The organism is Stutzerimonas sp. R40042, assembly GCF_026642215.1.
Classification (GTDB): Bacteria; Pseudomonadota; Gammaproteobacteria; order Pseudomonadales; family Pseudomonadaceae; genus Stutzerimonas; species Stutzerimonas frequens.
The window spans coordinates 2,751,170-2,774,007 of record NZ_CP113258.1; the positions used below are offsets into that span (position 1 = coordinate 2,751,170).

Here is a 22,838-nt window from a genome sequence, read left to right on the forward strand (position 1 = left end):
CGCCATGCGTATGACAACCGCCTCGACCTGCTGCTACTGCGGAGTCGGCTGTGGCGTGCTGATCGAGCACGACGGCGAGCGCATCCTCGACGTGGCCGGCGACCCCAGCCATCCGGCCAACCTCGGCAAGCTGTGCAGCAAGGGCTCGACCCTGCACCTGACCGGCGACCTGGGGGCCCGCGCGCTCTACCCTGAGCTGCGTCTGGGCAAGGGCCTGGCCCGCGGCCGAACCGACTGGGACAGCGCGCTGGAGCATGCGGCCAGCGTATTCGCCGAGACCATCCGCGAACACGGGCCGGACAGCGTCGCCTTCTATGTCTCCGGCCAGCTGCTGACCGAGGACTACTACGCCTTCAACAAACTGGCCCGCGCCCTGGTCGGTACCAACAACCTGGATTCCAACTCGCGGCTGTGCATGTCCTCGGCGGTGGTCGGCTACAAGCGCAGCCTGGGCGCCGACGCCCCACCCTGCTCCTACAAGGACATCGAGCTGGCCGACTGCCTGCTGATCGCCGGCAGCAACATGGCCTACGCGCATCCGGTACTGTTTCGCCGCCTGGAAGAGGCCAAGGCGAAGCGACCGGAGATGACCCTCATCGTCGTCGACCCGCGGCGCACCGACACCAGCGAGCTGGCCGATCTGCACCTGCCGATCCTGCCCGGCACCGATGTCGCGCTGTTCCACGGCCTGCTGCATATCCTCATGTGGGAAGGCTGGATCGACCGCCGCTTCATCGATGCGCATACCGAGGGCTTCGATGCGCTGAAAAGCCTGGTGCGCGACTACACCCCGGCGATGGTCGCCGACCTCTGCGGCATCCCGGTAGATGATCTGCAAACCTGTGCGCGGCTGATTGGAAGCGCGCCTGCTTTCCTCTCCCTGTGGTGCATGGGGCTGAATCAGTCCACTGCCGGCAGCGCCAAGAACAGCGCGCTGATCAACCTGCACCTGGCCACCGGGCAGATCGGCAAGCCGGGCGCCGGGCCTTTCTCGCTCACCGGCCAACCGAACGCCATGGGCGGTCGTGAGACCGGCAGCCTGTCCAATCTGCTGCCCGGTCACCGCGAAGCGGCCAACGCCGAACACCGTGCCGAAGTCGCGGACTACTGGGGCGTCGAGCAGCTGCCAAAACAGCCTGGCCTGTCCGCCATCGAGCTGTTCGAGTCGGTGCGTGCAGGCAATATCAAGGCGCTGTGGATCGCCTGTACCAACCCGGCGCAGTCACTACCGGACCAGCAAAAAGTCCATGAGGCCCTGGCCACCTGCCCCTTCATCGTTGTGCAGGAAGCCTTCTTCACCACCGAGACCTGCCGCCACGCCGACCTTCTGCTGCCGGCCGCGAGCTGGGGCGAGAAGGAAGGCACGGTGACCAACTCCGAGCGCCGCATCAGCCATGTGCGTCGCGCCGTGCCGGCGCCCGGCGAAGCCCGTGCGGACTGGGCGATCACCTGCGATTTCGCCCGACGCCTGGAACGTCGCCTGCGCCCCGGCGAGCCGAGCCTGTTCGCGTTCGAGAATGCCGAGGCGCTGTTCGAGGAGTACAAGCCGCTCACCGCGGCCCGCGATCTGGACTACAGCGGCCTGAGCTACGCACTGATCGACACCCTCGGTCCGCAGCAGTGGCCATTCCCGCCGGGCAGCCAACAGGGCACCGCGCGGCTGTATGGTGACGGTGTGTTTCCCACTGCCAATGGTCGTGCGCGCTTCATCGCCGAGCACTACCAGGCGCCGAAGGAAAAGCGCGAGGCGCGCTACCCGCTGACGCTCAATACCGGCCGGCTGCGAGACCAGTGGCACGGCATGAGCCGCACCGGCACCGCGGCGCGGCTGTTCGGCCATGTCGAGGAAGCACTGCTTGGCATGAACGCCGAGGACATGCGTCGCCGGCGTCTGCTGGACGGCCAGCTGGTGAAGGTGAAGAGCCGGCGCGGCAGCCTGATCCTGCCTGTGCAGAAGGACGACAGCCTGCGCGCCGGCCAGGCGTTCCTGCCGATGCACTGGGGCGATCGCTTTCTCAAGGGGCTGGGTAGCAACGTCCTGACCCTGGCCAGCGTCGACCCTTTGTCGAAGCAGCCTGAACTCAAGCACGCCGGCATCGAAGTCGAACGAGTCGAACTGCCCTGGCAATTCTTCGCGCTGGTTGAGGGCGATGTGCAGCGACGCTTCGAGGCGCTGCGGCCATTGTTCGAAACGTTCGACTACGCCAGCTTCAGCCTCGGTGGTCGCGAGCGTTCGGCATTACTGATCCGCGCCGCCCGCGACGTGGCGCCAACCGCTGCCGAACTGGATGCCATCGACCGCCTGCTCGGCCTCGACGACGGCCCGGTGCTGGCCTATGACGACCCGCGTCGTGCAGTCGGCAAGCGCGTACGCATCGAGGACGGCCGCATCGTCGCCCTGCGCCTGGCCGGCGAAACCGCCGCCCGGCAGTGGCTGCGCGGGCTCTGGGAAAGCGGCAGTGCGGACGCCGAACTGCGCCGCTGGCTGCTGGCGCCGCTCAGTGCGCCACCGGGGAATGCCAAGGTCGGAACCGACCGCACGCTGTGCAACTGCCTGAACGTCAGCCAGAGCGCGATCTGCGCTGGCATCGAGCGCGGTCTCGATCTGGCCGGCCTCAAGCAGGAACTCGGCTGTGGCACCAGCTGCGGCTCCTGCGTGCCCGAACTCAAGCGCCTGCTGGCCCACCAGCCGGAACGCGCACTTCTCTGATACCAACCAAGACGAGGATTACCCCATGAGCGCAAAAGTCTGGCTGGTAGGCGCCGGCCCTGGCGACCCGGAACTGCTGACCCTCAAGGCCGTGCGCGCGCTGGGCGAGGCACAGGTGGTGATGATTGATGACCTGGTCAATCCCGCCGTGCTCGAACACTGCCCGAATGCCCACATCATCCCCGTGGGCAAGCGCGGCGGCTGCCGCTCGACGCCGCAGGCCTTCATCCACCGGCTGATGCTGCGCTACGCCCGCCAGGGCAAGTGCGTGGTGCGCCTCAAGGGTGGCGATCCATGCATCTTCGGCCGTGGCGGCGAGGAGGCCGAATGGCTGGCGGCACGCGGCATCGAGGTCGAACTGGTCAACGGCATCACCGCCGGCCTGGCCGGCGCCACGCAATGCGGCATCTCGCTGACCCAGCGCGGCGTGGCCCGCGGCGTCACCCTGGTCACGGCGCACACGCTCGACGACAGCAGCCCGGAATGGCAGGCGTTGGCCAAAAGCGGCACCACGCTGGTGGTGTACATGGGGGTCAGCAAGCTGGAGCAGGTACAGGTCGGGCTGCTGGAAGGTGGCCTTGCCGCTTCGACGCCAGTGGCGATGATCGAGAACGCTTCGCTGCCGCAGCAACGCGAATGCCGTTCGAGCCTCGCCGACATGTGCCGAGATGCCCTGACCTTCAAGCTGAAGAGCCCGGCGATTCTGGTGATCGGCGAAGTCGCCGCGCAGGCTGCGTTCCAGGCGGTAAGCCAGAGCGCCTGAGCGTAGCTGTCTTGCGTAAGAAACCCATAAAAAAACCGCGGCCCCAGGGCCGCGGTTTTCGTTACGACGTGATCATCACGCTTTCTGACGCAGCTTCTCCGGTTTGATCAGGAAGCGAGCCAGGGCCGGCAGCAGCCAGATCGCGCCGACCATGTTCCAGAGGAACATGAAGGTCAGCATCAGACCCATGTCGGCCTGGAACTTGATTGCCGAGAACACCCAGGTCACCACACCGATCGCCAGGCAGATGCCGGTGAAGATCACCGCCTTGCCGGTGGACTTCAGCGTCTGGTAGTAGGCTTCCTGCAGGGTCATCCCCTGACGCAGGAAGGTCTCCAGGCGGCTGTAGATGTAGATCCCGTAGTCCACACCGATGCCCACGCCCAGCGCGATCACCGGTAGCGTGGCGACCTTCACCCCGATGCCCATGAAGGCCATAAGCGCGTTGCCGAGGATCGATGTCAACACCAGCGGCAGGATCACGCAGAGCGTCGCGGCCAGCGAGCGGAAGGTCAGCAGGCACATGATGCTCACCGCCAGGTAGACGGCGATCAGCATGGTGGTTTCCGACGCGGCGATAACCTCGTTGGTGGCCGCCTCGATCCCGGCGTTGCCCGAGGCCAGCACGAACTCCAGACCTTCGCGGTTGTTCTCCTCGGCGAAGTCCTTTGCCGCGGCCACCACGTGTTCCAGCGTCTCGGCCTTGTGATCGTTGAGGAACACCAATACCGGCGCCAGCGAGCAGTCGCTGTTGTACATCCCTTCAGCACGGGCGATGGAGTTGTTCAGCACATGCTGGTTACGCGACAGCGTCTCCCATTTCAGGCTGCCCTCGTTCATGCCCTTGATGCCCTGGCGCGCCACCGACACCATCGATACCGCCGACTGCACGCCCTCGGTGTTCTGCATCTTCCACATCAGCTCGTCCATGGCGGCGAGCGTGTCGTAGTGCGAGCAGCCTTCTGGCGCGGTCTTGACCATCACCACCAACACGTCGGAGCTGGTCGAGTAGTTGCGGATGACGAAGTCGTTGTCCAGGTTGTAGCGCGAGTCCGGATGCAGCTCCGGTGCGCCTTGGTCGAGGTCGCCGATCTTCAGGTTCTGTCCGTACCAGAGACCACCAACCAGGGCGACCACGGCAATGGTGATGGAAATCGGCGCCACTTTCGGGCTGGCGAAGTTCGACAGCGCGCGCCAGAAAGGATGATCGCGCGAGGCCTCTTCGCGGGCCTGCTTGATCGCCTTCTGGCTGATCCCCATGTAGGAGATCGCCACCGGCAGCAGGATCAGGTTGGTCAGGATGATCACCGCCACACCGAGCGAAGCGCCGATGGCCAGCTCGCGGATCACACCGATATCGATCAGCAGGAGGGTGACGAAACCCACCGCATCGGACAGCAACGCCACCATTCCCGGAATGAAAAGCTGGCGGAACGCCATGCGTGCTGCCGTCACCGGATCTTCGGTATAGCCCGAAGCCATGGCGATCCCGTTGATCTTCTGCACGCCGTGGGAAATACCGATGGCGAATACCAGGAACGGCACCAGCATCGAATAGGGGTCTAGCCCGAAGCCGAGGGTATGCAGCAGGCCGAGCTGCCAGACCACCGCGATCAGCGTCGTGATCAGCACCGCGATGGTGCTCTTCAGACAACGGGTGAACCACAGCAGCAGCACGAAGGTGATACCGATGGCGACGATGAAGAACAGCGCCACGCCAACCAGCCCGTCAATCAGGTCACCGACCTTCTTGGCGAAGCCGATGATGTGCACCTTCACGTTAGGGTTCTGTGCCTGGTACTTCTCGCGGATCTTCTCTTCCAGCTCGTGGGAGAACTTCTGGTAGTCCAGTTTGATCTGCCGGCTCTGGTCTTCCGGGTCCGGGTAGGATTCCAGCAGCGGCACATCGATGATGCTCGACTTGAAGTTGTTCGCCACCAGACGGCCGATCTGGCCGGACTTGAGGATGTTGTCGCGCAGGTCATCCAGGCTTTCGGGCGAGCCGTCGTAGGTCTGCGGGATCACTTCGCCGCCAGCGAAGCCCTCCTCGGTAACCTCGGTCCAGCGCACGCTCGGGCTCCACAACGACTTCATGTTCGAGCGGTCGACGCCGTGGATGTAGAACACCTCGTCATGGATCTGCCGCAGCGTCTCCATGTACTCCTTGGAGAAGATGTCGCCCTCCACCGCTTCCACCGAAATCCGCACGGTGTTGCCGAGGTTGGCCAGGTCGTTCTGGTGCTCGAGCATCTTCTGAATGTACGGATGCCCCAGCGGGATCATCTTCTCGAAGCTGGTCTGGGGCCGAACCTGGGCCGCCTGATAAAACAGGAACGCGCTGATCAGCAGGCAGAGTACGACGACTGCCGGCCGGTTATTGAATATCAGGCGTTCGAGAAACGACGCCGGCTTCTGTTGGTGCTTGGTCATGCAGACTCTCCCGGCTTTATTGTTTTGGGGCCAGATCCGCGCCCGATGGCGAGGCGATGCGAACACCACCCTGCCCTACCAGGATCAGGTTGCCTTGGGAATCGGAGGTAACGCCCGACAGCGAACGGCGGTCGGGACGATTGAACAGTTTGAAGCTACGGCCCTGATCGTCGCTGGTGAGCACCGCACCGCCATGGCCGACCACCACGATGCGCCCGTCGCGCAGCAGATTGCCGTCGGCCAGCCCGGACTCCAGCACATTGCCGTTACCGTTGCTGAGCTCGATGCGTTCCCAGTTGTCGCCGAAATCGACGGAACGGAACAGGTGGCCGCGCAGACCGAAGGCAACCACAACCCCCGGCTCCGAACCACTGACCACCCCGAAGAACGAACCCTGATATGGCGACTCGACGCGCTCCCAGGTTTCGCCGAGATCGGAGGAACGGAACATGCCGCCCAGTTCGCCAACCACGAACAGGCCCGAGCCCTGGATATGGGCGATGGCGTTCAGGTGGTAACCGTCCTCGTTGTCGAGGCGCTCGCTGATGTCCTCCCAGCTCTGCCCGCCATCGATGGTTTCGAGCAGCGCGCCGTAGGCGCCTACCGCGATGCCGTGCTGGGTGTCTTCGAACCAGACGTCCAGCAAGGGTGCCTCGCGTTCGCGATCCTCGTACTGCACCGTCCAGCTCTCACCGCCGTCGGCGGTGGCCAGGATCAGCGCGTCGTGGCCCACCGCCCAGCCGTGCTTGTCGTCGACGAAGTCGATAGCGGTCAGCAGCTGACGCGTCGGCACCTTGGCCTGCGTCCAGCTGGCGCCGTCGTCATCGGAATAGAGAATGTGGCCCCGATCGCCCGCGGCAACGAGGCGTTCACCAGCCTGGGCGATGTCGAGCAGAAGATTGGATACGGCTTTCGCCGACTCGATGGAGTAGCGGGTCTGGCCGTCGGTAGCGGCCTGGGCTGGTGCCGTTGCTGCCAGCAACAGGAGCGAAACGGCGCCGCACAGTGAAAGCATGCCGGCAACCGATGAGTGAAGACGCGACGCCCTCGCCTGGCTTGGAACCTCGGCGCGGCCGGATAGTGTGCGCCGCTGAACGGGCTCACTCATACATACCCCCTTTATTCTTATTAGGTAAGGCCTGAGATACAGGCGCAGCCATCCTAGCCAGCTTCCGCGGGCAGGCACAATTGGCCGGACGTTATGAATTGTTAACTCTCACGCAATGATTGACGCATGATCAGCCAGGCTGATTGGGCCAGTGGCCAGTATGGCCGGCCGCCTCGTTCGCGCGCGCAGTGACGATCCGACGCGAGGCGCCAGTGGATGGTCACGATACGCAGGAAGGCTTGTTCTCCTGGATAGCGCCAGGGAACAGGCTCTCGCAAAAGAAAGGCCGATCGCATTGCACGATCGGCCTTATCGAATCAGGCGAGGCTCTTGCTCACCACTTCGTAGACATCGCTGGACAGCTCTCCGGATGCAAGGATGCGCTCCAGCTCGCCCTTCATCAGCGCCTGGCGGGCGCTGTCGTATTTGCGCCAGCGGGTCAGCGGTGCCAGCAGGCGCGAGGCGATCTGCGGGTTCAGCGCGTTGAGGGTGATGACCTGGTCGGCGAGGAAGCGGTAGCCGGCGCCATCGACGCGGTGGAAATTGACCAGGTTCTGGTTGGCGAAGGCGCCGATCAACGCACGCACCTTGTTCGGGTTCTTCAGGGTGAACGCCGGGTGCTGCATCAGCGTCTGCACCCGCTCCAGCCCACCGGGCAACGGGTTGCCGGCCTGAACGCTGAACCACTGATCCATGACCAGCGGGTTGTCCTTGAAGTGCTCGGCGAAGGCCTGCAGCGCCTTGTCGCGCTCGGCCTCGAACGGCGAGTTGACCAACACGGCCAGTGCGGTCAGGCGCTCGGTCATGTTGTCGGCCTGCTCGAACTGTTCCAGGCAGGCTTCCACGACTTCGGCTTTTTCGCTCAGCATCAAGTACGACAATGCGATGTTCTGCAGGGCGCGACGGGCGAAATGTTCGGCCGAGGCGACATAGGGTGTGTTGCGCGAGGTTTCGCGATTGGCCTGGTAGCGCTGCCACAGCGGCTCGAACAGCGCGTCGGCGATGCGCTTGCGGGCGAACTCACGGGCGGCATGGATGGCGTCCACGTCCGCCACTTCGCTGATCTCAGCCAGGTAGGCTTCACCCGGCAGCGAGAGCATCTCGGCGACCATCGCCGCATCCAGCCCATCGTTCTGCAGCACGGTGCGCAGCGCCGAAATCAGGCGCTCGTCCATCGTCAGCCCTTCACCGCGCTGATGCTGACCGATCAGCTCCTGCAGCACCTGCACCGACAACTGCTGACCCGCTTCCCAGCGGTTGAAGCCATCGGAATCATGCTGCATGAGGAACATCAGCTGGTCGCGGTTGTACGGGTAATCCAGCTTTACCGGCGCGGAGAAGCCACGCAACAGCGATGGCTGCGGGCGCTCGGCGACGTCGACGAAGGTGAAGGTCTGCTCGGCTTCGGTCACCGCCAGCACGCGGCTGGTCCCGACGGCGGAGGCTTCACCGTCCAGACGCAGCGGCATGTCCGAACCATCGGCGGCAAGCAGGCCCAGCGCCACCGGAATCACGAACGGCTCCTTGGTCGGCTGGCCCGGTGTCGGCGGGCAACTCTGGCGGAAGGTCAGGCGGTAGGTCTTCGCCGCCTCGTCGTATTGCTCGCTGACGGCCAGACGCGGCGTGCCGGACTGGCTGTACCAGCGCTTGAACTGGCTCAGATCGGCACCGTTGGCGTCTTCCATGGCTTTGACGAAATCGTCGACCGTCACGGCCTGGCCGTCATGGCGTTCGAAATAGAGGTCGCTGCCCTTGCGGAAGCCTTCTTCACCTAGCAGCGTCTGGATCATCCGTACCACTTCGGCACCCTTCTCGTAGACGGTCAGGGTGTAGAAGTTGGAAATCTCGATAAAGGATTCCGGGCGCACCGAGTGCGCCATGGGGCCGGCATCCTCGGCGAACTGGTGGGTCCGCAGGTAGGCGACATCCTCGATGCGCTTGACCGTCGCCGAGTTCATGTCGGCGCTGAACTGCGAATCGCGGAAGACGGTGAAGCCTTCCTTGAGCGACAGCTGGAACCAGTCGCGACAGGTCACGCGATTGCCCGACCAGTTGTGGAAGTATTCGTGGGCGACGATGGCCTCGACGCGCTGGTGCGCAGCATCGGTCGCGGTTTCGGCGCGCGCCAGCACGGCGCTGGAGTTGAAGATATTGAGGCCCTTGTTCTCCATGGCGCCCATGTTGAAGTCGTTGACCGCGACGATCATGAAGATGTCCAGGTCGTACTCGCGACCATAGGCCTCTTCGTCCCACTTCATCGACTTCTTCAGGCTGTCCATGGCGTGCTGGCACTTGTCGATATTTTCCGGCTCGACGTAGATACGCAGCGCCACGTTGCGCCCGCTCATGGTGGTGAAGCTGTCTTCGACGCACCAGAGGTCACCCGCCACCAGGGCGAACAGATAGGCCGGTTTCTTGAACGGGTCTTCCCAGGTCGCCCAGTGGCGACCGTTATCTTCGCTGCCGCTGGCGATCGGGTTGCCGTTGGAGAGCAGCACCGGGTAGGCCTTCTGTTCAGCGCTCACCGTGGTAGTGAACTTGCTCATCACGTCCGGGCGGTCGAGGTAATAGGTGATCTTGCGGAAGCCCTCGGCCTCGCACTGGGTGCAGAACATGCTGCCGGACTTGTACAGCCCTTCCAGCGCTGTGTTGGTTTCCGGGTGGATCACCACCGAGCTGTCGATGACGAAGCTGTCGCTGTCCGGCTGCAGGGTCAGGCAGTCTTCGCTGATCTGGTAGTCGCCCAGGCCCAGCGCGCGGTCATTCAGCGTGATGGACAGCAGCTCAAGCTCCTGGCCGTGCAGTTCCAGCGGTGGCAGCTTGCCGGCCGGGCGCTCGGGATTGCGGCGCATCACCAGCTGGGCGTGCACCAGGGTGCGGTCGTCGTACAGCTCGAAGGTCAGGTGGGTTTCATCGATGAGGTACTCGGGGGCCTGGTAATCCTTCAGATGAATGACTTTCGGTTGTTCGGTACGCATGGAAACCTCGTCGACTGAGCTTCAAGCGGCACGCTTCAAGCGGGAATATGGCGATGGTGCCAGCCCGGGGAACCCGGGCTGCGATTGAGTTCGAGCTTAGCGCCTGTCGCGGCGGACTTGTAGGGTGGAAAACGGCGCAGCCTTTTCCACGCGATTGCCCCGGCGGCTCATCCTTGAGCCGGCAACCCTTAGCTCCGTAGAGTGGTGTCGCTTCTTACATCCACCGTATGCACTCACTGTGTCCTGCCCTGCGGTGGACAAGGCTGCGCCGTCATCCACCCTACGCGGCGGCGCTGGCGGCCACCTGGTAGGCGGTGAACTTGCGGATATTGATCACGCCGGTATCGAGGATCAGGTATTGACCCTTGATGCCCAGCAGCGTGCCCTCGACCACCGGCGTCTTGTCCAGATCGAGACTGACGACCTTGGTCGGGTAGGCCTCCACGGGATAACGGATCTCCACCACCTCGGCATCGGCGACCGGCTGGATCGCCTGCAGGCCGTAGCGCTGCTGCAGATCCTGCAGCCCGACGGCGCAGGCATCGAAGATCCGCTCGCGCATCTCGATCAGGTCGATGGGCTCGGCGTCGCCCTTGAGCAGCGCGCGCCAGTTGGTGCGATCGGCGACCTGGCTGCGCAGCAGGTCTTCTACCATGCCCGATTGCTGACGGGTGGCGACCCGCATGATCGGCAGCGCCTGGCTCGCACCCTGGTCGAGCCAGCGGGTCGGCAGCTGGGTGGCGCGGGTGATGCCAACCTTGATGCCCGACGAGTTGGCCAGGTAGACCACATGGTCGGTCATGCAGAAGTCCATGCCCCATTGCGGATCACGGCAGGTGCCGAAGTCGTGGTGGCATTTTTCCGGGCTCATGATGCAGACGTCGCATTGCGGCAGCTTCTTGAAGCAGGGATAGCAGTAGCCCTGGCTGAAGCTCTTGTTGGTCTTGCGCCCGCAGTGGGTGCAGTGGATGGCACCCAGGTATTCCAGCCGAACCTGCCGACCGATCAGCGGGTTGACCGGCACCAGTCCTTCGCCGAGGCGAAAGGCGTACTGCACAGGCACGCCCGATTCGAGCTGAACCGACATCTTCTCCAGCGCGCCGCGTCCGAGCTCCAGCATCAGTGGCGGGTTCCGGAAGCCGGTGTGAACAGGCTGGTGTCGATGGCGGCCTCGGCCTTCTTGCTCTTGGAGCCGCATTCCTGGCCACCCATGTAGCCGGTGCGCTCTTCCTCGGGAAGATTCTTCATCTCCCAGGCGATCACCGCCTGCATGCAGGTTTCCTTCTGCTCGGGGGTCAGCTTGCGGCCGTCAGCCCATTTGCCCAGTTCGAGGGCCTGCTTGAGGCTCGCGTAGATTTCGGGGGTGATGTTTTCGGCGGTTTGGATAAAGGTCGACATGGCCAGCTCCGGGGGAAACGAGCGGCCATTCTACCGGGCTGTCGCGCTTTAGGGAAAAGCGCGACAGCCCGCTAGCGGCGCCGCGCCAGCGTGCCGCCAATCACACCGGTCAGGCAGCCGGCGACCAGCCCGCCGACATGCGCCGCGTTGGCGATCGCCAGCGCGCCGAAGCTGAGCACCTCGATGACGCCGGTCAGGCAAATCACCAGCCACACCAACATCAGCACCACGACGCCGGGCGGCAGCCGGTAGGCCTCGTTCGGTGCAAGCTTCTGATACAGCCAGCAATGACCGAGCAGACCGTAGAGCACACCGGACAGGCCACCGAAGATGCCCGGCCCACCGAACAGATACTGGGCGAAGTTGGATACCAGGCCGAACAGCACGGTCAGCGCCAGCAGCATCCAGGCACGCTGACGTGCTTCGATACGCCGCCCCAGCTCCCAGTACCACATGCTGTTCATGGCCAGATGAAGGATGCCGAAGTGCACGAAGATCGGCGTGATCAGTCGCCACCACTGGCCGGCCGCGAGGCTCTGCTCCAGCGTGGCGAAGTAGGCATACTCGCCGTCGATGCGAAAGTCGACGAAGTTCAACCAGCGGATCGTGGCAAAGTTCTCGCCGAGCAGGGTGATCCCGGCAACCACGAGAGTGATCAGCAGCATCGCCGCGGTAAGCGGGCTGGCGCGCAAGGCGGCGACGAAACCGCCGCGCCGCCGGGGCTGCTCGGCCACCACGCTGTCGTCTCCATGCGGGTATCGCGAATACAGGTCGCGCACCTGCTCGACCACCTCGCTCGGTACCCGCAGCACCTGCTGATCGCCCTCTTCCGAAACCCGGCAAGGCACGCGCAGGCGGCGCAGCAGCGCGATGAAGCCGCTGAGGTCTTCCGACAGCGGCAGGCGCAGCGCTTCGCTCACCGCGACACTCATGGACGGAACACCGCGCAGACCTCGACCCAGGCGAACTTCGCCGGGTCCAGGCGCGTTTCCTGGTCCAGCCGATAGGCCACCAGCTTGCCGTTCTTCACCGCACTGTAGTCCAGGCAGGCCAGGTTGCCGCGCAGCGGCCCCGGCTGGCCGCGGCGCCAGTAATGGCCGACGAACAGCAGCGGCTCGTCCGGCCCGTAAAGGAACAGCCGATTCTTCTGTTGCGGCGACAGCGGCAGGCGCGCCGCATGCTCCGGCAGGCCATCGGGCTGGAATACCACGTCACCGTAGGTCTGCGGGTTCTCTTCCCAGAACTTGGTGCGGAAGAAGGTGCGCACGAAGCCTTCCTCACTGGTCAGCGTCATGCCCTCGGGCAGCGGCATGTCGGTGCCGCGCAGCAGCCGATCCAGCGCCTGGCAGATGAAGGTACCCGGCAGTCCGGCCTCGCGCAGGAGCGCCGGGTTGATCCGGCCATCGTCGAGCAGCGGGCGCAGGCGCGCGATCACGCTGCTGTCCCAGCAGGCATGCACCACTCGGAAACGTTCGGTTTCCAGGAACAGCGGCAACTCGTAGAACCAGTCGCGGAAGGCCTGCCACTCGTCCGGATAGTGTTCGAACTGCTCGAACGTCTCCTGCAGCAGGCGTGCGAAACGCGGCGAGTGCGCACGCACGAATTCCCGGCCACTTCCCGGCGGCGCGGGCATGTACCAGCCCAGCGCGTTGAACTCGTGGTTGCCCATGATGCAGTGCGCCTGGCCGTGCTCGACCATCCCATGAACCAGATGCAGCGCCTCGCGAATATGCGGACCGCGGTCGATGATGTCGCCGAGGAAGATCACCTGCCGGCGTGAATGTCGCCAGACTCCGCCCTGCTGACGGTAGCCCAGCTGATCCAGCAGCCGCGCCAGTGCATGGCCACAGCCGTGGATGTCGCCGATCAGGTCGTAGCCACGCTCGGGATCAAGCTGCATCAATCGCCTCCGCCGAGGCGACTGCCCCAGCCCAGCTTGGTCCGGCACACTTCGTAGTAGTTGTGATCCAGCGGATGGATCAGGTGCAGCTTCTGCGGCTTCTTGCGTACGGTCACGGTGTCACCGGGCGCACAGGTGAAATGGTTCTGGCCGTCGCAGGACACCTGCGGATAGATCTGCATGTTCGGCGACACCACGATCTTGAGCTCGCTGTTGCCGTCGACCACGATCGGCCGGCTGGACAGCGTGTGCGGGTACATCGGCACGATTACGATGGCGTCCAGGCGCGGGTGCATGATCGGCCCGCCGGCGGAAAGCGAATAGGCGGTGGAGCCCGTCGGGGTCGCCACGATCAGGCCGTCGGCCTTCTGGCTGCAGACGAACTGGCCGTCGATGTACAGCTCGAACTCGATCATGCGCGTGGATTTTCCCGGATGCAGCACCACGTCGTTGAGTGCGTCGCCCTCCCCGATCGGCTCATCGAAGCGGCGCGCCTGGGCCTCGAGCAGGAAACGGTTTTCCAGGGTGTACTGGCCGTTGAGCACCTCGGCGACCTTCTCTTCCAGCTCGTCCGGGCGGATGTCGGTGAGAAAGCCGAGGCTGCCGCGGTTGATGCCCAGCACCGGCACCCGATGCTTGGCCATTGCCCGCGCAGCGCCGAGCAGGCTGCCATCACCGCCGACCACGATCACCAGATCACAGGATTCACCCAGCCGCTGCCGTGACGAGGTCTGCATGCCATGCCCGGGCAGGACCTCGGCGATGTTCTCCTCCAGAATCACATGCAGATGGCGCTCGACGAGAAATCGCTTCAGCCGGCGGATGGTATCCAGCACCTGGGAGCTACCCAGGCGGCCGATGATGCCGATATTGCGGAATTGCTCCATTGACGCTCCCTGGTGTGGCTGGGCGGATGGTTGCGGGCGTCGCAACGCCCGAAAGTTAACATGCGACGCGCCTGCGAGGCAGCCGGCCTGGGCGTGACGTGCCAGCAGATGCGCTCGAACGTTCGCTGACAGCCGTTAGAGCGGTGCCGCGGCGCCTCTGTTCAGCGGCAGCGGATTATCGGCGAAACGTCGAACCGGCGGCAAACCGACGGCTATGCTGCTGACATGAACCCAATCAGTCTTGCCGAGCTGTCCAGCCTGCTTCGCCATCCACAGGTGCGCGATCTCGCCTGGACGCTGCTGTCGCCAGCATTGCTGAGCGAAGCGCCGCTGCGCCAGCGCCATCCTCTAACTGCGAGCCGCTGGCATCGCGAACCCGAGCTGCTGGCCACCTGGCTGCTGAGCCAGGATGCCGAACCATCGATGCTTGAGGCCTGGCTGTCGCAGCGCAGCAATCGCCGCCTGGGTCTGTACTACGAGCGCCTCTGGCAGTACGCGCTTTGCCAGGCACCCGATATCCAGCTGCTTGCGGCGAACCTGCCGATCCGCCAGAACGGCAGCACCCTCGGCGAGCTGGACCTGCTGTTCTGCGATGATCAGGGCGTGCACCATCTGGAGCTGGCGATAAAGCTCTATCTGGGCTTCGGACCTGGCGACGGCAGCCAGCACGCCCACTGGCTCGGACCGGGCAATCATGACCGCCTGGATCTCAAGCTCGCCCATCTGTGCCAGCACCAGCTGCCCCTGTGCAACCAGCCGGCGACACAGGCCGTGCTCGCCGAACTCACCGGGCGCGAGGTGCAGAGCAGTTTCTGGCTCAGCGGTTACCTGTTCCAGCCCTGGCCACAGGGTTGCGCCCTGCCTCATGGAGTCAATCCTCGACATCTGCGCGGTCGCTGGCTGCGTCAGTCCGACTGGCCTGGCTATCAGGCTGCGACGCCCGACACCGTCTGGCAACCGCTGCCCCGCGCGGCCTGGCTGGCCGCAGCACGCATCGCGCACAGCGAGCTGTGGAGCGTCAGCCGGCTTGCCGAATGGCTGGCGGGCCATCCGGCCCGAACGCGGGCGCAGCTGATGGTGCGTCTGGAACCTGACGCATCCGGCGACTGGCTGGAGCAGGAACGGCTGTTCCTCGTGGCGGACGACTGGCCACACAATGGCGAAGCGACACGCGCATCATCGGCCTGACACAATCGCCGGCTAGAATTTCCGCCCGACTCGACCCTTGCAGATCAGCCCATCCCCACATGTCCATCGACGCCCAACGCCCCGCCGCCGAGCCCCTGAAAACCTGGACCATCTTTCTGATCTTCCTGCGTCTGGGGCTGACCTCCTTTGGCGGCCCGGTGGCGCATCTGGGCTACTTTCGCGACGAATTCGTCGCGCGCCGCCGCTGGTTGGACGAGCGCGGCTATGCCGATCTGGTTGCGCTCTGCCAGTTCCTCCCCGGCCCTGCCAGCAGCCAGGTCGGCCTGGCGATCGGCCTGCTGCGCGGCGGTTATCGGGGCTCGCTGGCGGCCTGGGCCGGCTTCACGCTGCCCTCGGCCGTCGCGCTGACGCTGTTCGCGCTGGGCATCGCCCGCTGGGGCGACGCCCTGCCCGGCGGCTTCATCCAGGGCCTGAAGATCGTGGCGGTGGCGGTCGTCGCCCAGGCCGTGTGGGGCATGGCACGCTCGCTGTGCAGCGACGGGCCGCGTGTTGCGATCATGCTCGGCGCAGCAAGCGCCGTGTTGCTGCTGCCTTTCGTCTGGAGCCAGGTGGCGATCATCATCGTGGCGGGGCTGATCGGATTGCTGGCGTTCCGCCCGACCCCAGGCGAGGCACCCCCCAACTTGCCCGTGCGCATCAGGACGCGCACCGCGCTGTATGCCCTGTTTGCGTTCTTTGCGCTGCTGGTGCTGCTGCCCGTGCTGTCCGGCGTCAGCGGCAGCCAGGCGCTGGCGCAGATCGATGCGTTCTATCGCACCGGTGCGCTGGTGTTCGGTGGCGGCCACGTGGTGCTGCCGCTGCTGCAGGCCGAAGTGGTGCCGTCCGGCTGGGTCGACAACGACGCCTTCCTCGCCGGCTATGGCGCGGCTCAGGCCGTACCTGGTCCGCTGTTCACCTTCGCGGCGTTTCTCGGCGCGTCGATGAACAGCGGCCCCGGCGGCTGGCTCGGCGCAGCCATCTGCCTGGTCGCCGTGTTCGCACCCTCCTTCCTGCTGGTGTTCGGCGCCTTGCCATTCTGGGAACGGCTGCGCGGCAATCGCCGTAGCCAGGCGGCGCTGGCGGGCGTCAATGCCGCCGTGGTCGGGCTGCTGCTGGCGGCGCTGTACGACCCGGTCTGGACCAGCGCAATCAAGGCCGCGGAACACTTCATCCTGGCCGTGCTGGCCTTCGCCGCACTGAGCTACTGGAAGCTGTCGCCGTGGGCGGTTGTAATCGCCGGTGCGCTCGGCGGCGGCCTACTCGGCCTGACGGGCTGAAACTGCTCAGCTCTCCAGCGCCAGCAGCACCGCACTGGTCACCAGGAATCCGCTGAACAGCAGGCGCAGCAGATGCTCCGGCAGCGCATGGGCGAGGCGCACGCCCAGGCTGATGCTGAGCAGCCCGCCAACGGCTAGCGGCAAGCCCAGCAGCCAGTTGACCTGATGATGCAGCGCGTAGGTCACCAGGGTAACGCCAGTGCTCGGCGCCGCCAGCGCCAGTGACAGCCCCTGGGCAACCACCTGCGAGGTGCCGAATACGCTGGTCAGAATCGGTGTGGCGATCACCGCACCGCCCACGCCGAACAGCCCGCCCGCCGCCCCCGCCCCCGCGCCGAGGACGCTGAGCCATGGCCAGGAATGCCGCAGCTGACCGTTACCGGGCGCAGGCCGCAGAAACACACGCAGCAGGTTGTAGGCCGCCAGGGCCAAGAGAAAGCCAACGAACGCCAGGCGCATGCGGCCGGCGTCCAGCGAGACCGCCACGCCCGCGCCGAGAGTGGCGAAGAAAAAACTGGCTCCGGCCAGCGCTGCGGCGTGGCGCCAGTCGATGCGGTTGCGCTGATGGTAGCGCCAGATGGCGAGCAGCACATTGGGCACTACCATCACCAGCGCCGTACCCTGGGCCAGTTGCTGGTCCAATCCGAAGAGTACGCCCAGCACCGGAATCGCGATCAGCCCGCCGCCAATGCCGAACAGTCCGCCAAGCGTGCCCAACGCCAGTCCCAGCAGAATGTTCAGCCCGATGTCCAGCAGCATATGCGCGTTCCATTGTCAGAGAGACGCGAATGCTACGCCGCTACGGCTGGCATCGATACGCACAGCCGCGCACAATGGCTTTGCACTTTACGCACAAGCCGAGTCGCCAATGCTGCCAGACGCCCTTTCCGCTCAACTCCAACTCTTCCTCGACGTGCTGGAATGCGGCAGCTTCTCCGCTGCTGCGCGCCGGCATGGCCTCACGCCCTCTGCCGTGGCACGGCGTATCGATGCACTGGAGCAGGCCCTCGGCGGTCAGCTGTTCAGCCGCAGCACCCATGCCGTGCGGGCGATGCCTGCTGCACTGGCCTTCGCCGAGCGCGCCCGGCGCATCGTGCAGGAACTGCATCTGGCGCGCGCCGAAGCGACGTCGCTGGACAGCGCACCGGAAGGTCGGATCCGCATCGACGCCCCTGCGCCGTTCGGGCGTCGGCACCTGGCGCCGGCGCTGGCTGAGTTCCTGCAGGCCTATCCAGGTGTCGACATCCAGCTGCGGCTGATCGACAGCTTCGTCGATCTGCAAGGTGAACATCTGGGGGAGGTGGATCTGGTGTTGCGCATCGGTCCGCTGGCCGACACGCGGCTGGTCGCCACGCCGCTGGCGCCGATGGTGCGAATCGTCTGCGCCAGCCCGGCCTACCTGGAACGTCGTGGACTGCCATTGCAGCCGGAGGAGCTTCCCGAGCATGACGGGCTCGACTGGGACGCGCTGGCTCCGCCGCATGCCTGGCGCTTCGAGCGCGACGGCAAGCCGCGCCTGCTGCGTCCCGGACGCCTGCGGATGGTGGCGAACAATGCCGAGGCGCTACTGGCCGGAGCGCTGGCCGGGCTCGGCATCGCTCACCTGCCGACCTGGCTGATCAGCGATCAGTTGCTGCGCGGCGAACTGCTTCCGCTGTTCTGCGAAAGCGGACTGCCGCAACCGGAAGCCAGCGGCATCTATGCCCTGCGCCTGACACGCGAGGCCGACTCGCGGACCCGACTGCTGCTGGAGTTTCTCAAATCCCGCTTCGGCCCGGTCCCGCCATGGGACCAGGCGCTCAATAGCGATTTGAAAAGGGAGTGACAGTCAGAGGCTCTGGCTTTCGATTTCCTGGGTGACGCCCCAGCCATCGAGCACCCCACCGAGGGGTTCGACCAGATCCTCCAGATCCTGCTCGAAGTCGCCGATGCCGTCGAACGTCGCGTACATCACCTTGCTGACCTGCAGATTCCAGCTTCCGTCCTCACGCGGAAAGACCTGGGTGTTGATGGTTTCACCGCGAAAGTTCTCGGCGGCGATCTGGGCACGGTCCCGCTCGGGGAATACCGCGTAGAACTCGATGGGATGCACACGGGCGAAATCGAAACCGCCCTCTTTCATCCGGCGCAGAACGGTGCTGCTGACATCCTCATGGAAGGTGGTGCTCATGATTCAACCTCCTCTCATACCTGGATGAAGTTGCCACGAACTCAGCGGGAGATCGGCTCCGTCGTCGAGACATCGGGCAAACGGGAGTCGCAACAGCTAGTCGAAGAGACGCGTGGACGACGTCCACAGTGACAAGCTAGCAGGCCAGGGACCTGACTGCACGGACTCGATGACTCGACGCCACCGCGTGCCAGGGTCGCGGGCTTCATCAGTAGAACCCGCGAGACATGTGGCAGTTCAACCGGACCGCGGAACACAAAACGGCCCGCACCGTTGCCGGGCGGGCCGCTCGAGGGGCGATGCGCCGTGCGCGATCAGTCGTTGCTGGGCTTGGCGATCGCGTGTAGCACGTACTGCGGCAGCGCGAAGGCGGCGATGTGCAGATGCGGGTTGTAATAACGGGTCACGATGCCGCTGCCGCTGTAGCGCTGCATCAGGGTTTCCAGCGGCAGCTTGCGGCTCTCGGCATTGCTGGCGCCCCAGGCGAAGGTCATCGCACCGCCAATGTAGGTCGGCACCGCGGCTTGATAGAAATGCCAGTCGGCGAACAGACCCTGCATGCGCTTGGCGGTGGTCTGCACCGCGCCCAGTTGCAGGAACGGCGTGCCGTTCTGCGCGACCAGGATACCGCCCTCGTTCAGGCAGCGCCGGCACGCCTGGTAGAAGTTCTCGGAGAATAGCGCCTCACCCGGGCCGACGGGATCGGTGGCATCGCAAATGATGACGTCGAACTTCTCCTCGGTTTCCGCCAAAAAGTGCATGCCGTCATCGATCACCAGCTTGAGCCGCGGATCATCGAAGGTACCGGCTGAATGGTTCGGCAGGAATTCCCTGCATATCTCCACCACTGCGCCGTCTACCTCGACCAGGATGATGCTCTCGATGTCGCGATGGCGCGCCACTTCGCGCAGGATGCCACCGTCGCCACCACCGATGATCAGCACCCGGCGCGCCAGGCCGTGGGCCAGGATCGGCACATGGGCGAGCATCTCGTGGTAGATGAATTCGTCGGCCTCGGTGGTCTGGATCACCCCATCGAGAGCCATGACGCGGCCCATGCGCGGGTTCTCGAAGATCACCAGATGCTGGTGCTCGGTGCGCACCTCGTGCAGCAGCTTGTCGATCTGGAACCGCTGCCCGTATCCCTCGTAGAGAGTTTCCTGAAAGTCGCTCATGGCTGTCTCCCTTGGCAGGCATCGCGCAACGCCGCGACGTCTGCAAGCTGGCTGGGGACGGGCGATGAATCGCCCACCGAAAGGAGGCGCATTCTACGGTGGCCTAGATGACAGGAGGAACCATGGGGGTTCGAAAGCACACTTAGGGACGACAAAGCGACGCGCAGGCGCTAGGGTCTGGAAATGAGCGAAACCATTCACCTGCCCTACCTCGAGCCCTGGGACTGGCAACAATTCCACCGCCACTTCGCCCTGCGTCTTCTGCCTGGTGTGGAGCGCCTGGAGCCACGCGGCTATGCCCGTACGCTGCGCCTCGGTGAGGCCTGCGGCTGGCTCAGCGTCAATGCTGCCCACGACCGCCCCGTGCTCGAACTCACCCTCACCGACTCGCTGCGGCACGCCACCCAGCCACTGGTAGCCCAGGTGCGCAAGATGTTCGACCTGGACGCCGACCCGCAGGCGATCGCCACGCACTTCGCCAGCGACCCGGCGCTCGGCCCGCTGGTCGCAGCTCAACCCGGCCTGCGCCTGCCGGCGGCCTACGATCCATTCGAGCAGGCCGTGCGCGCGATCGTCGGTCAACAGGTCACCGTCAAGGCGGCCGTGACCATTACGCGCCGTATCGTCGAGCGCCTCGGCGAGCCGTTACCACAGGCGCCAGCCGGACTGGAAATGCTATTTCCCAGCGCGCAGGCGATCGCCGACGACCCGCTGGAGGCCATTGGCATGCCCGCCAAGCGCGCCCAGGCGCTGCGCCGGCTGGCCGCTGCAGTGGCCGAGGGCGCGTTGCAGCTGCATGTCGGAGATGGAGCCGACACGCTGGTCCGGCGCCTGTGCGAGCTGCCGGGCATTGGCCCCTGGACCGCCGAATACATCGCGCTGCGCGGCTTCGGCGTGGCAGATGCCTTTCCCAGTGCCGATCTCGGTTTGCTCAAGGCGCCGCTCTGGGGAGCGGATGGGCTGACCGCCAAGGCACTGGCCGCACGCGCCGAAGCCTGGCGCCCATGGCGTGCCTACGCGGCGATCCACATCTGGGACAACTATGCCAAGGGCGGCTGACGGTAAGGCTAAGGCGGCGGGACGCGCGCCAGGATCTGCGGAGGTACGGCCAGCGGCCGAGCCAGGATCAGCCCCTCGCCCGACTGCGGAAAGATGCCGGTCAGCGCAGTGATATTGACCTGATGGCTGACCAATACCGCCACCTCACCGGGCTCCAGCCCGGCCAAGACTTCGCGCAGCTCAATGGTCTGCCGTCCCTCGCTGGCCGGCGTGGCGAAGAAGGAATCTAGCGCAGGCAGCGGCTCGACCGGGCCGAGCGCCATCTGCTCGGCCGTCTCCAGGGCGCGGCACCAGCGGCTGCTCAAAAGCCGTACCTCGGCCAGGCCTCTATCGCGCAACAGCACACCCCAGCGTTGGGCCTGGGCTCGGCCGCGCTCATCGAGATTACGCTGGGTGCTGCAGTCGGAGAGTCTGAAGCCAGGCGGATCGCCCAGGCCTGGCGCATTGGCGTGGCGCAGGATCAGCAGCGCACGGCCTTCGCGTAATGCCTGCCAGGCTTCGTCATCGTCCGCCTCTACCGGGACAGAGACGAGCAGCAGCACGGCTAACAGCAAGCCACTGCCACGCATGCTTCACAGCCGCGCTTTGCCGAACGGCCCGGCCGCCACGGCCCACATGATCAGGCCGACCACCGGCAGCAATACGATCACCAGCGACCAGATGACCTTGCGGCCAGTCTCGATGGGGCTGCGCCAGACATGCGCGATGGCGAGCACATCCAGCACCAGCACCACCAGGGCCAGCGGAGCGCTGAGGCTTTCCACCGGTGTTACCGCAGAGGTCCACGGGCATCGGGGCGATTGCCGCGCGGGCCCATGATTCCCCAGATGATCAGGCCGAGCACTGGCAGGATGATGATCAGCAGAACCCAGAGCACTTTCTTGCCGGTGGTGCTGTCGCTGCGAACGATGCTGATGATTGCCCAGATATCCAGTATCAGGATGAGCAGGCCGAAAATACCGCCGAATGCATCTCCCATGGGTACGCTCCTGTTTGGGTGAGTACCTAATTTAGGATGCCAGCGCGGCGGCAGGGTTCAGTTAGCGTGCCAGAGCGGCTCAGCAGCGCGTCGGATCGGCCGGGCAAAGCTGCTGACGGTCATATCTGCGCCTGCAACGGTGTCGATGGCCATGGTCGGTGTATCAGTCGTCCAGTCGAGGGAACTGGTCGGCAATGCGTTCGCCAGTGAACTCGGCAACCCAGCCGTCCGGATTGCCGAACAGGCGAATGGCGACGAAGTGCGGCTCTTCGCCCATGTCGAACCAGTGGCGCGTGCCGCCGGGTACGGTGATCAGGTCGTTCTTCTCGCACAGCACGGCGTAGACCATGTCGTCGATATGCAGACTGAACAGTGCGCGCCCGGCGACGAAGAAGCGCACCTCGTCCTCGGCATGGCGATGCTCATCGAGGAACTTCGCGCGCAGTTCTTCCTTCTGCGGGTGGTCGCGAGTCACGCTGATGACATCGACGGAGAGGTAGCCGCGTTCGGTCATCAGTCGGTCGATCTGGGGCTGGTAGGCGGCGATCACCTCTTCCTGGCTGGCGCCAGCAGGGACCGGCGCGCCGGCTTCCCAGCGCTCCAGCTGTACGCCAACCTGGGCCAGCGTCGGGGCGATGTCTTCGAGGTGGGTCAGCACCTTGAGCGGCTGGTCGGGGCGGGATTCGTGATAGACGCTGAGGACACTCATGTTCGGCTCTCCGAAAGGGTCGTCTGACCGGTTACCCGGACAGCTGGAATTCATCTGCTGTGCAGGGCACGCATTTTCAGTTGGCAGTCGAAAAATTCGAATGCGAC

General features: G+C 65.0%; 21 protein-coding genes. 6 read left to right on the forward strand and 15 right to left on the reverse strand.

The genetic code is table 11. The annotated features are described in order from the left end of the window. The first annotated feature begins 4 nt into the window (after positions 1–4). Together OUY36_RS12890 and cobA are read left to right on the forward strand one after the other, a co-directional pair. Positions 5–2,710 carry a nitrate reductase gene (locus OUY36_RS12890; protein WP_267934559.1) on the forward strand — a complete coding sequence of 902 codons (2,706 nt, stop codon included), beginning with the start codon at positions 5–7 and terminating at the stop codon, positions 2,708–2,710. A gap of 25 nt (positions 2,711–2,735) precedes the next feature. Continuing rightward, positions 2,736–3,473, forward strand: coding sequence for a uroporphyrinogen-III C-methyltransferase (gene cobA, locus OUY36_RS12895; RefSeq protein WP_267934561.1), 738 nt, complete (start codon positions 2,736–2,738; stop codon positions 3,471–3,473). A gap of 75 nt (positions 3,474–3,548) precedes the next feature. Here cobA and OUY36_RS12900 read toward each other — a convergent pair whose 3' ends face one another. The 8 genes from OUY36_RS12900 to OUY36_RS12935 form a co-directional block, all read right to left on the reverse strand. Next, positions 3,549–5,903: an efflux RND transporter permease subunit gene (locus tag OUY36_RS12900; RefSeq protein WP_110776627.1), complete on the reverse strand. Its 2,355-nt coding sequence runs from the start codon at positions 5,901–5,903 to the stop codon at positions 3,549–3,551. A 16-nt stretch (positions 5,904–5,919) separates the two neighbouring features. Continuing rightward, on the reverse strand, positions 5,920–6,918 hold the full coding sequence (locus tag OUY36_RS12905; protein ID WP_063541012.1) for a WD40/YVTN/BNR-like repeat-containing protein: 999 nt from the start codon (positions 6,916–6,918) through the stop codon (positions 5,920–5,922). 410 nt (positions 6,919–7,328) lie between these two features. Then, positions 7,329–9,989, reverse strand: a complete 2,661-nt coding sequence (pepN, locus tag OUY36_RS12910) for an aminopeptidase N (protein ID WP_267934564.1) — start codon at positions 9,987–9,989, stop codon at positions 7,329–7,331. A gap of 280 nt (positions 9,990–10,269) precedes the next feature. Beyond that, positions 10,270–11,109: a DUF2797 domain-containing protein gene (locus OUY36_RS12915; RefSeq protein ID WP_267934566.1), complete on the reverse strand. Its 840-nt coding sequence runs from the start codon at positions 11,107–11,109 to the stop codon at positions 10,270–10,272. Further along, a complete protein-coding gene (locus tag OUY36_RS12920) occupies positions 11,109–11,387 on the reverse strand; it encodes a YeaC family protein (protein ID WP_200595236.1) in 279 nt (92 codons plus the stop codon). The genes OUY36_RS12915 and OUY36_RS12920 overlap by 1 nt, the downstream gene beginning before the upstream one ends. A gap of 71 nt (positions 11,388–11,458) precedes the next feature. Next, the gene (locus OUY36_RS12925) at positions 11,459–12,319 is read right to left on the reverse strand and encodes a rhomboid family intramembrane serine protease (RefSeq protein WP_125867817.1); all 861 of its coding nucleotides are present in this window, start codon (positions 12,317–12,319) and stop codon (positions 11,459–11,461) included. Next, positions 12,316–13,287, reverse strand: a complete 972-nt coding sequence (locus OUY36_RS12930; RefSeq protein WP_253751260.1) for a metallophosphoesterase — start codon at positions 13,285–13,287, stop codon at positions 12,316–12,318. Before OUY36_RS12930 ends, OUY36_RS12925 begins: the two co-directional genes overlap by 4 nt. Then, positions 13,287–14,174: an NAD(+) kinase gene (locus OUY36_RS12935; protein WP_063541006.1), complete on the reverse strand. Its 888-nt coding sequence runs from the start codon at positions 14,172–14,174 to the stop codon at positions 13,287–13,289. The genes OUY36_RS12930 and OUY36_RS12935 overlap by 1 nt, the downstream gene beginning before the upstream one ends. 225 nt (positions 14,175–14,399) lie before the next feature. Between OUY36_RS12935 and OUY36_RS12940 the strand changes: the two genes are divergently transcribed. Further along, positions 14,400–15,362, forward strand: coding sequence for a DUF1853 family protein (locus OUY36_RS12940; protein WP_267934570.1), 963 nt, complete (start codon positions 14,400–14,402; stop codon positions 15,360–15,362). 59 nt (positions 15,363–15,421) lie between these two features. After that, the gene (gene chrA / locus OUY36_RS12945; RefSeq protein ID WP_267934572.1) at positions 15,422–16,639 is read left to right on the forward strand and encodes a chromate efflux transporter; all 1,218 of its coding nucleotides are present in this window, start codon (positions 15,422–15,424) and stop codon (positions 16,637–16,639) included. 6 nt (positions 16,640–16,645) lie between these two features. Here the strand turns inward: chrA and OUY36_RS12950 are convergent, their stop codons facing one another. Continuing rightward, the gene (locus OUY36_RS12950; RefSeq protein ID WP_267934574.1) at positions 16,646–17,398 is read right to left on the reverse strand and encodes a sulfite exporter TauE/SafE family protein; all 753 of its coding nucleotides are present in this window, start codon (positions 17,396–17,398) and stop codon (positions 16,646–16,648) included. 109 nt (positions 17,399–17,507) lie between these two features. Here OUY36_RS12950 and OUY36_RS12955 point away from each other — a divergent pair, with 109 nt between their 5' ends. Further along, positions 17,508–18,464, forward strand: coding sequence for a LysR family transcriptional regulator (locus OUY36_RS12955; RefSeq protein ID WP_267934576.1), 957 nt, complete (start codon positions 17,508–17,510; stop codon positions 18,462–18,464). Between the two features lie 3 nt (positions 18,465–18,467). On the opposite strand, the gene OUY36_RS12960 is transcribed toward OUY36_RS12955, so the two are convergent. Then, a complete protein-coding gene (locus tag OUY36_RS12960) occupies positions 18,468–18,809 on the reverse strand; it encodes a ribonuclease E inhibitor RraB (RefSeq protein ID WP_063540435.1) in 342 nt (113 codons plus the stop codon). Positions 18,810–19,123: 314 nt separating this feature from the next. Continuing rightward, the gene (gene speE / locus OUY36_RS12965; protein WP_267934578.1) at positions 19,124–19,984 is read right to left on the reverse strand and encodes a polyamine aminopropyltransferase; all 861 of its coding nucleotides are present in this window, start codon (positions 19,982–19,984) and stop codon (positions 19,124–19,126) included. Positions 19,985–20,167: 183 nt separating this feature from the next. Between speE and OUY36_RS12970 the strand changes: the two genes are divergently transcribed. Further along, positions 20,168–21,043, forward strand: coding sequence for a DNA-3-methyladenine glycosylase family protein (locus tag OUY36_RS12970; protein WP_267934580.1), 876 nt, complete (start codon positions 20,168–20,170; stop codon positions 21,041–21,043). Between the two features lie 8 nt (positions 21,044–21,051). On the opposite strand, the gene OUY36_RS12975 is transcribed toward OUY36_RS12970, so the two are convergent. The 4 genes from OUY36_RS12975 to OUY36_RS12990 form a co-directional block, all read right to left on the reverse strand. Further along, complete coding sequence (locus tag OUY36_RS12975; RefSeq protein ID WP_267934582.1) at positions 21,052–21,612, reverse strand: histidine phosphatase family protein; 561 nt, start codon at positions 21,610–21,612, stop codon at positions 21,052–21,054. 3 nt (positions 21,613–21,615) lie between these two features. Further along, the gene (locus OUY36_RS12980) at positions 21,616–21,807 is read right to left on the reverse strand and encodes a PLDc N-terminal domain-containing protein (RefSeq protein WP_102840313.1); all 192 of its coding nucleotides are present in this window, start codon (positions 21,805–21,807) and stop codon (positions 21,616–21,618) included. A 5-nt stretch (positions 21,808–21,812) separates the two neighbouring features. Next, on the reverse strand, positions 21,813–22,022 hold the full coding sequence (locus OUY36_RS12985) for a PLD nuclease N-terminal domain-containing protein (protein WP_110776615.1): 210 nt from the start codon (positions 22,020–22,022) through the stop codon (positions 21,813–21,815). A gap of 163 nt (positions 22,023–22,185) precedes the next feature. Next, positions 22,186–22,731: a 1,2-dihydroxy-3-keto-5-methylthiopentene dioxygenase gene (locus tag OUY36_RS12990; protein WP_200599541.1), complete on the reverse strand. Its 546-nt coding sequence runs from the start codon at positions 22,729–22,731 to the stop codon at positions 22,186–22,188. Positions 22,732–22,838: the final 107 nt, after the last annotated feature.

Coding starts and splice junctions, on each gene's coding strand:
- OUY36_RS12890 (WP_267934559.1), top strand. CDS start 5: ATGCGTATGACAACCGCCTCGACCTGCTGCTACTGCGGAGTCGGCTGT.
- cobA (WP_267934561.1), top strand. CDS start 2,736: ATGAGCGCAAAAGTCTGGCTGGTAGGCGCCGGCCCTGGCGACCCGGAA.
- OUY36_RS12900 (WP_110776627.1), bottom strand. CDS start 5,903: ATGACCAAGCACCAACAGAAGCCGGCGTCGTTTCTCGAACGCCTGATA.
- OUY36_RS12905 (WP_063541012.1), bottom strand. CDS start 6,918: ATGCTTTCACTGTGCGGCGCCGTTTCGCTCCTGTTGCTGGCAGCAACG.
- pepN (WP_267934564.1), bottom strand. CDS start 9,989: ATGCGTACCGAACAACCGAAAGTCATTCATCTGAAGGATTACCAGGCC.
- OUY36_RS12915 (WP_267934566.1), bottom strand. CDS start 11,109: ATGCTGGAGCTCGGACGCGGCGCGCTGGAGAAGATGTCGGTTCAGCTC.
- OUY36_RS12920 (WP_200595236.1), bottom strand. CDS start 11,387: ATGTCGACCTTTATCCAAACCGCCGAAAACATCACCCCCGAAATCTAC.
- OUY36_RS12925 (WP_125867817.1), bottom strand. CDS start 12,319: ATGAGTGTCGCGGTGAGCGAAGCGCTGCGCCTGCCGCTGTCGGAAGAC.
- OUY36_RS12930 (WP_253751260.1), bottom strand. CDS start 13,287: ATGCAGCTTGATCCCGAGCGTGGCTACGACCTGATCGGCGACATCCAC.
- OUY36_RS12935 (WP_063541006.1), bottom strand. CDS start 14,174: ATGGAGCAATTCCGCAATATCGGCATCATCGGCCGCCTGGGTAGCTCC.
- OUY36_RS12940 (WP_267934570.1), top strand. CDS start 14,400: ATGAACCCAATCAGTCTTGCCGAGCTGTCCAGCCTGCTTCGCCATCCA.
- chrA (WP_267934572.1), top strand. CDS start 15,422: ATGTCCATCGACGCCCAACGCCCCGCCGCCGAGCCCCTGAAAACCTGG.
- OUY36_RS12950 (WP_267934574.1), bottom strand. CDS start 17,398: ATGCTGCTGGACATCGGGCTGAACATTCTGCTGGGACTGGCGTTGGGC.
- OUY36_RS12955 (WP_267934576.1), top strand. CDS start 17,508: ATGCTGCCAGACGCCCTTTCCGCTCAACTCCAACTCTTCCTCGACGTG.
- OUY36_RS12960 (WP_063540435.1), bottom strand. CDS start 18,809: ATGAGCACCACCTTCCATGAGGATGTCAGCAGCACCGTTCTGCGCCGG.
- speE (WP_267934578.1), bottom strand. CDS start 19,984: ATGAGCGACTTTCAGGAAACTCTCTACGAGGGATACGGGCAGCGGTTC.
- OUY36_RS12970 (WP_267934580.1), top strand. CDS start 20,168: ATGAGCGAAACCATTCACCTGCCCTACCTCGAGCCCTGGGACTGGCAA.
- OUY36_RS12975 (WP_267934582.1), bottom strand. CDS start 21,612: ATGCGTGGCAGTGGCTTGCTGTTAGCCGTGCTGCTGCTCGTCTCTGTC.
- OUY36_RS12985 (WP_110776615.1), bottom strand. CDS start 22,022: ATGGGAGATGCATTCGGCGGTATTTTCGGCCTGCTCATCCTGATACTG.
- OUY36_RS12990 (WP_200599541.1), bottom strand. CDS start 22,731: ATGAGTGTCCTCAGCGTCTATCACGAATCCCGCCCCGACCAGCCGCTC.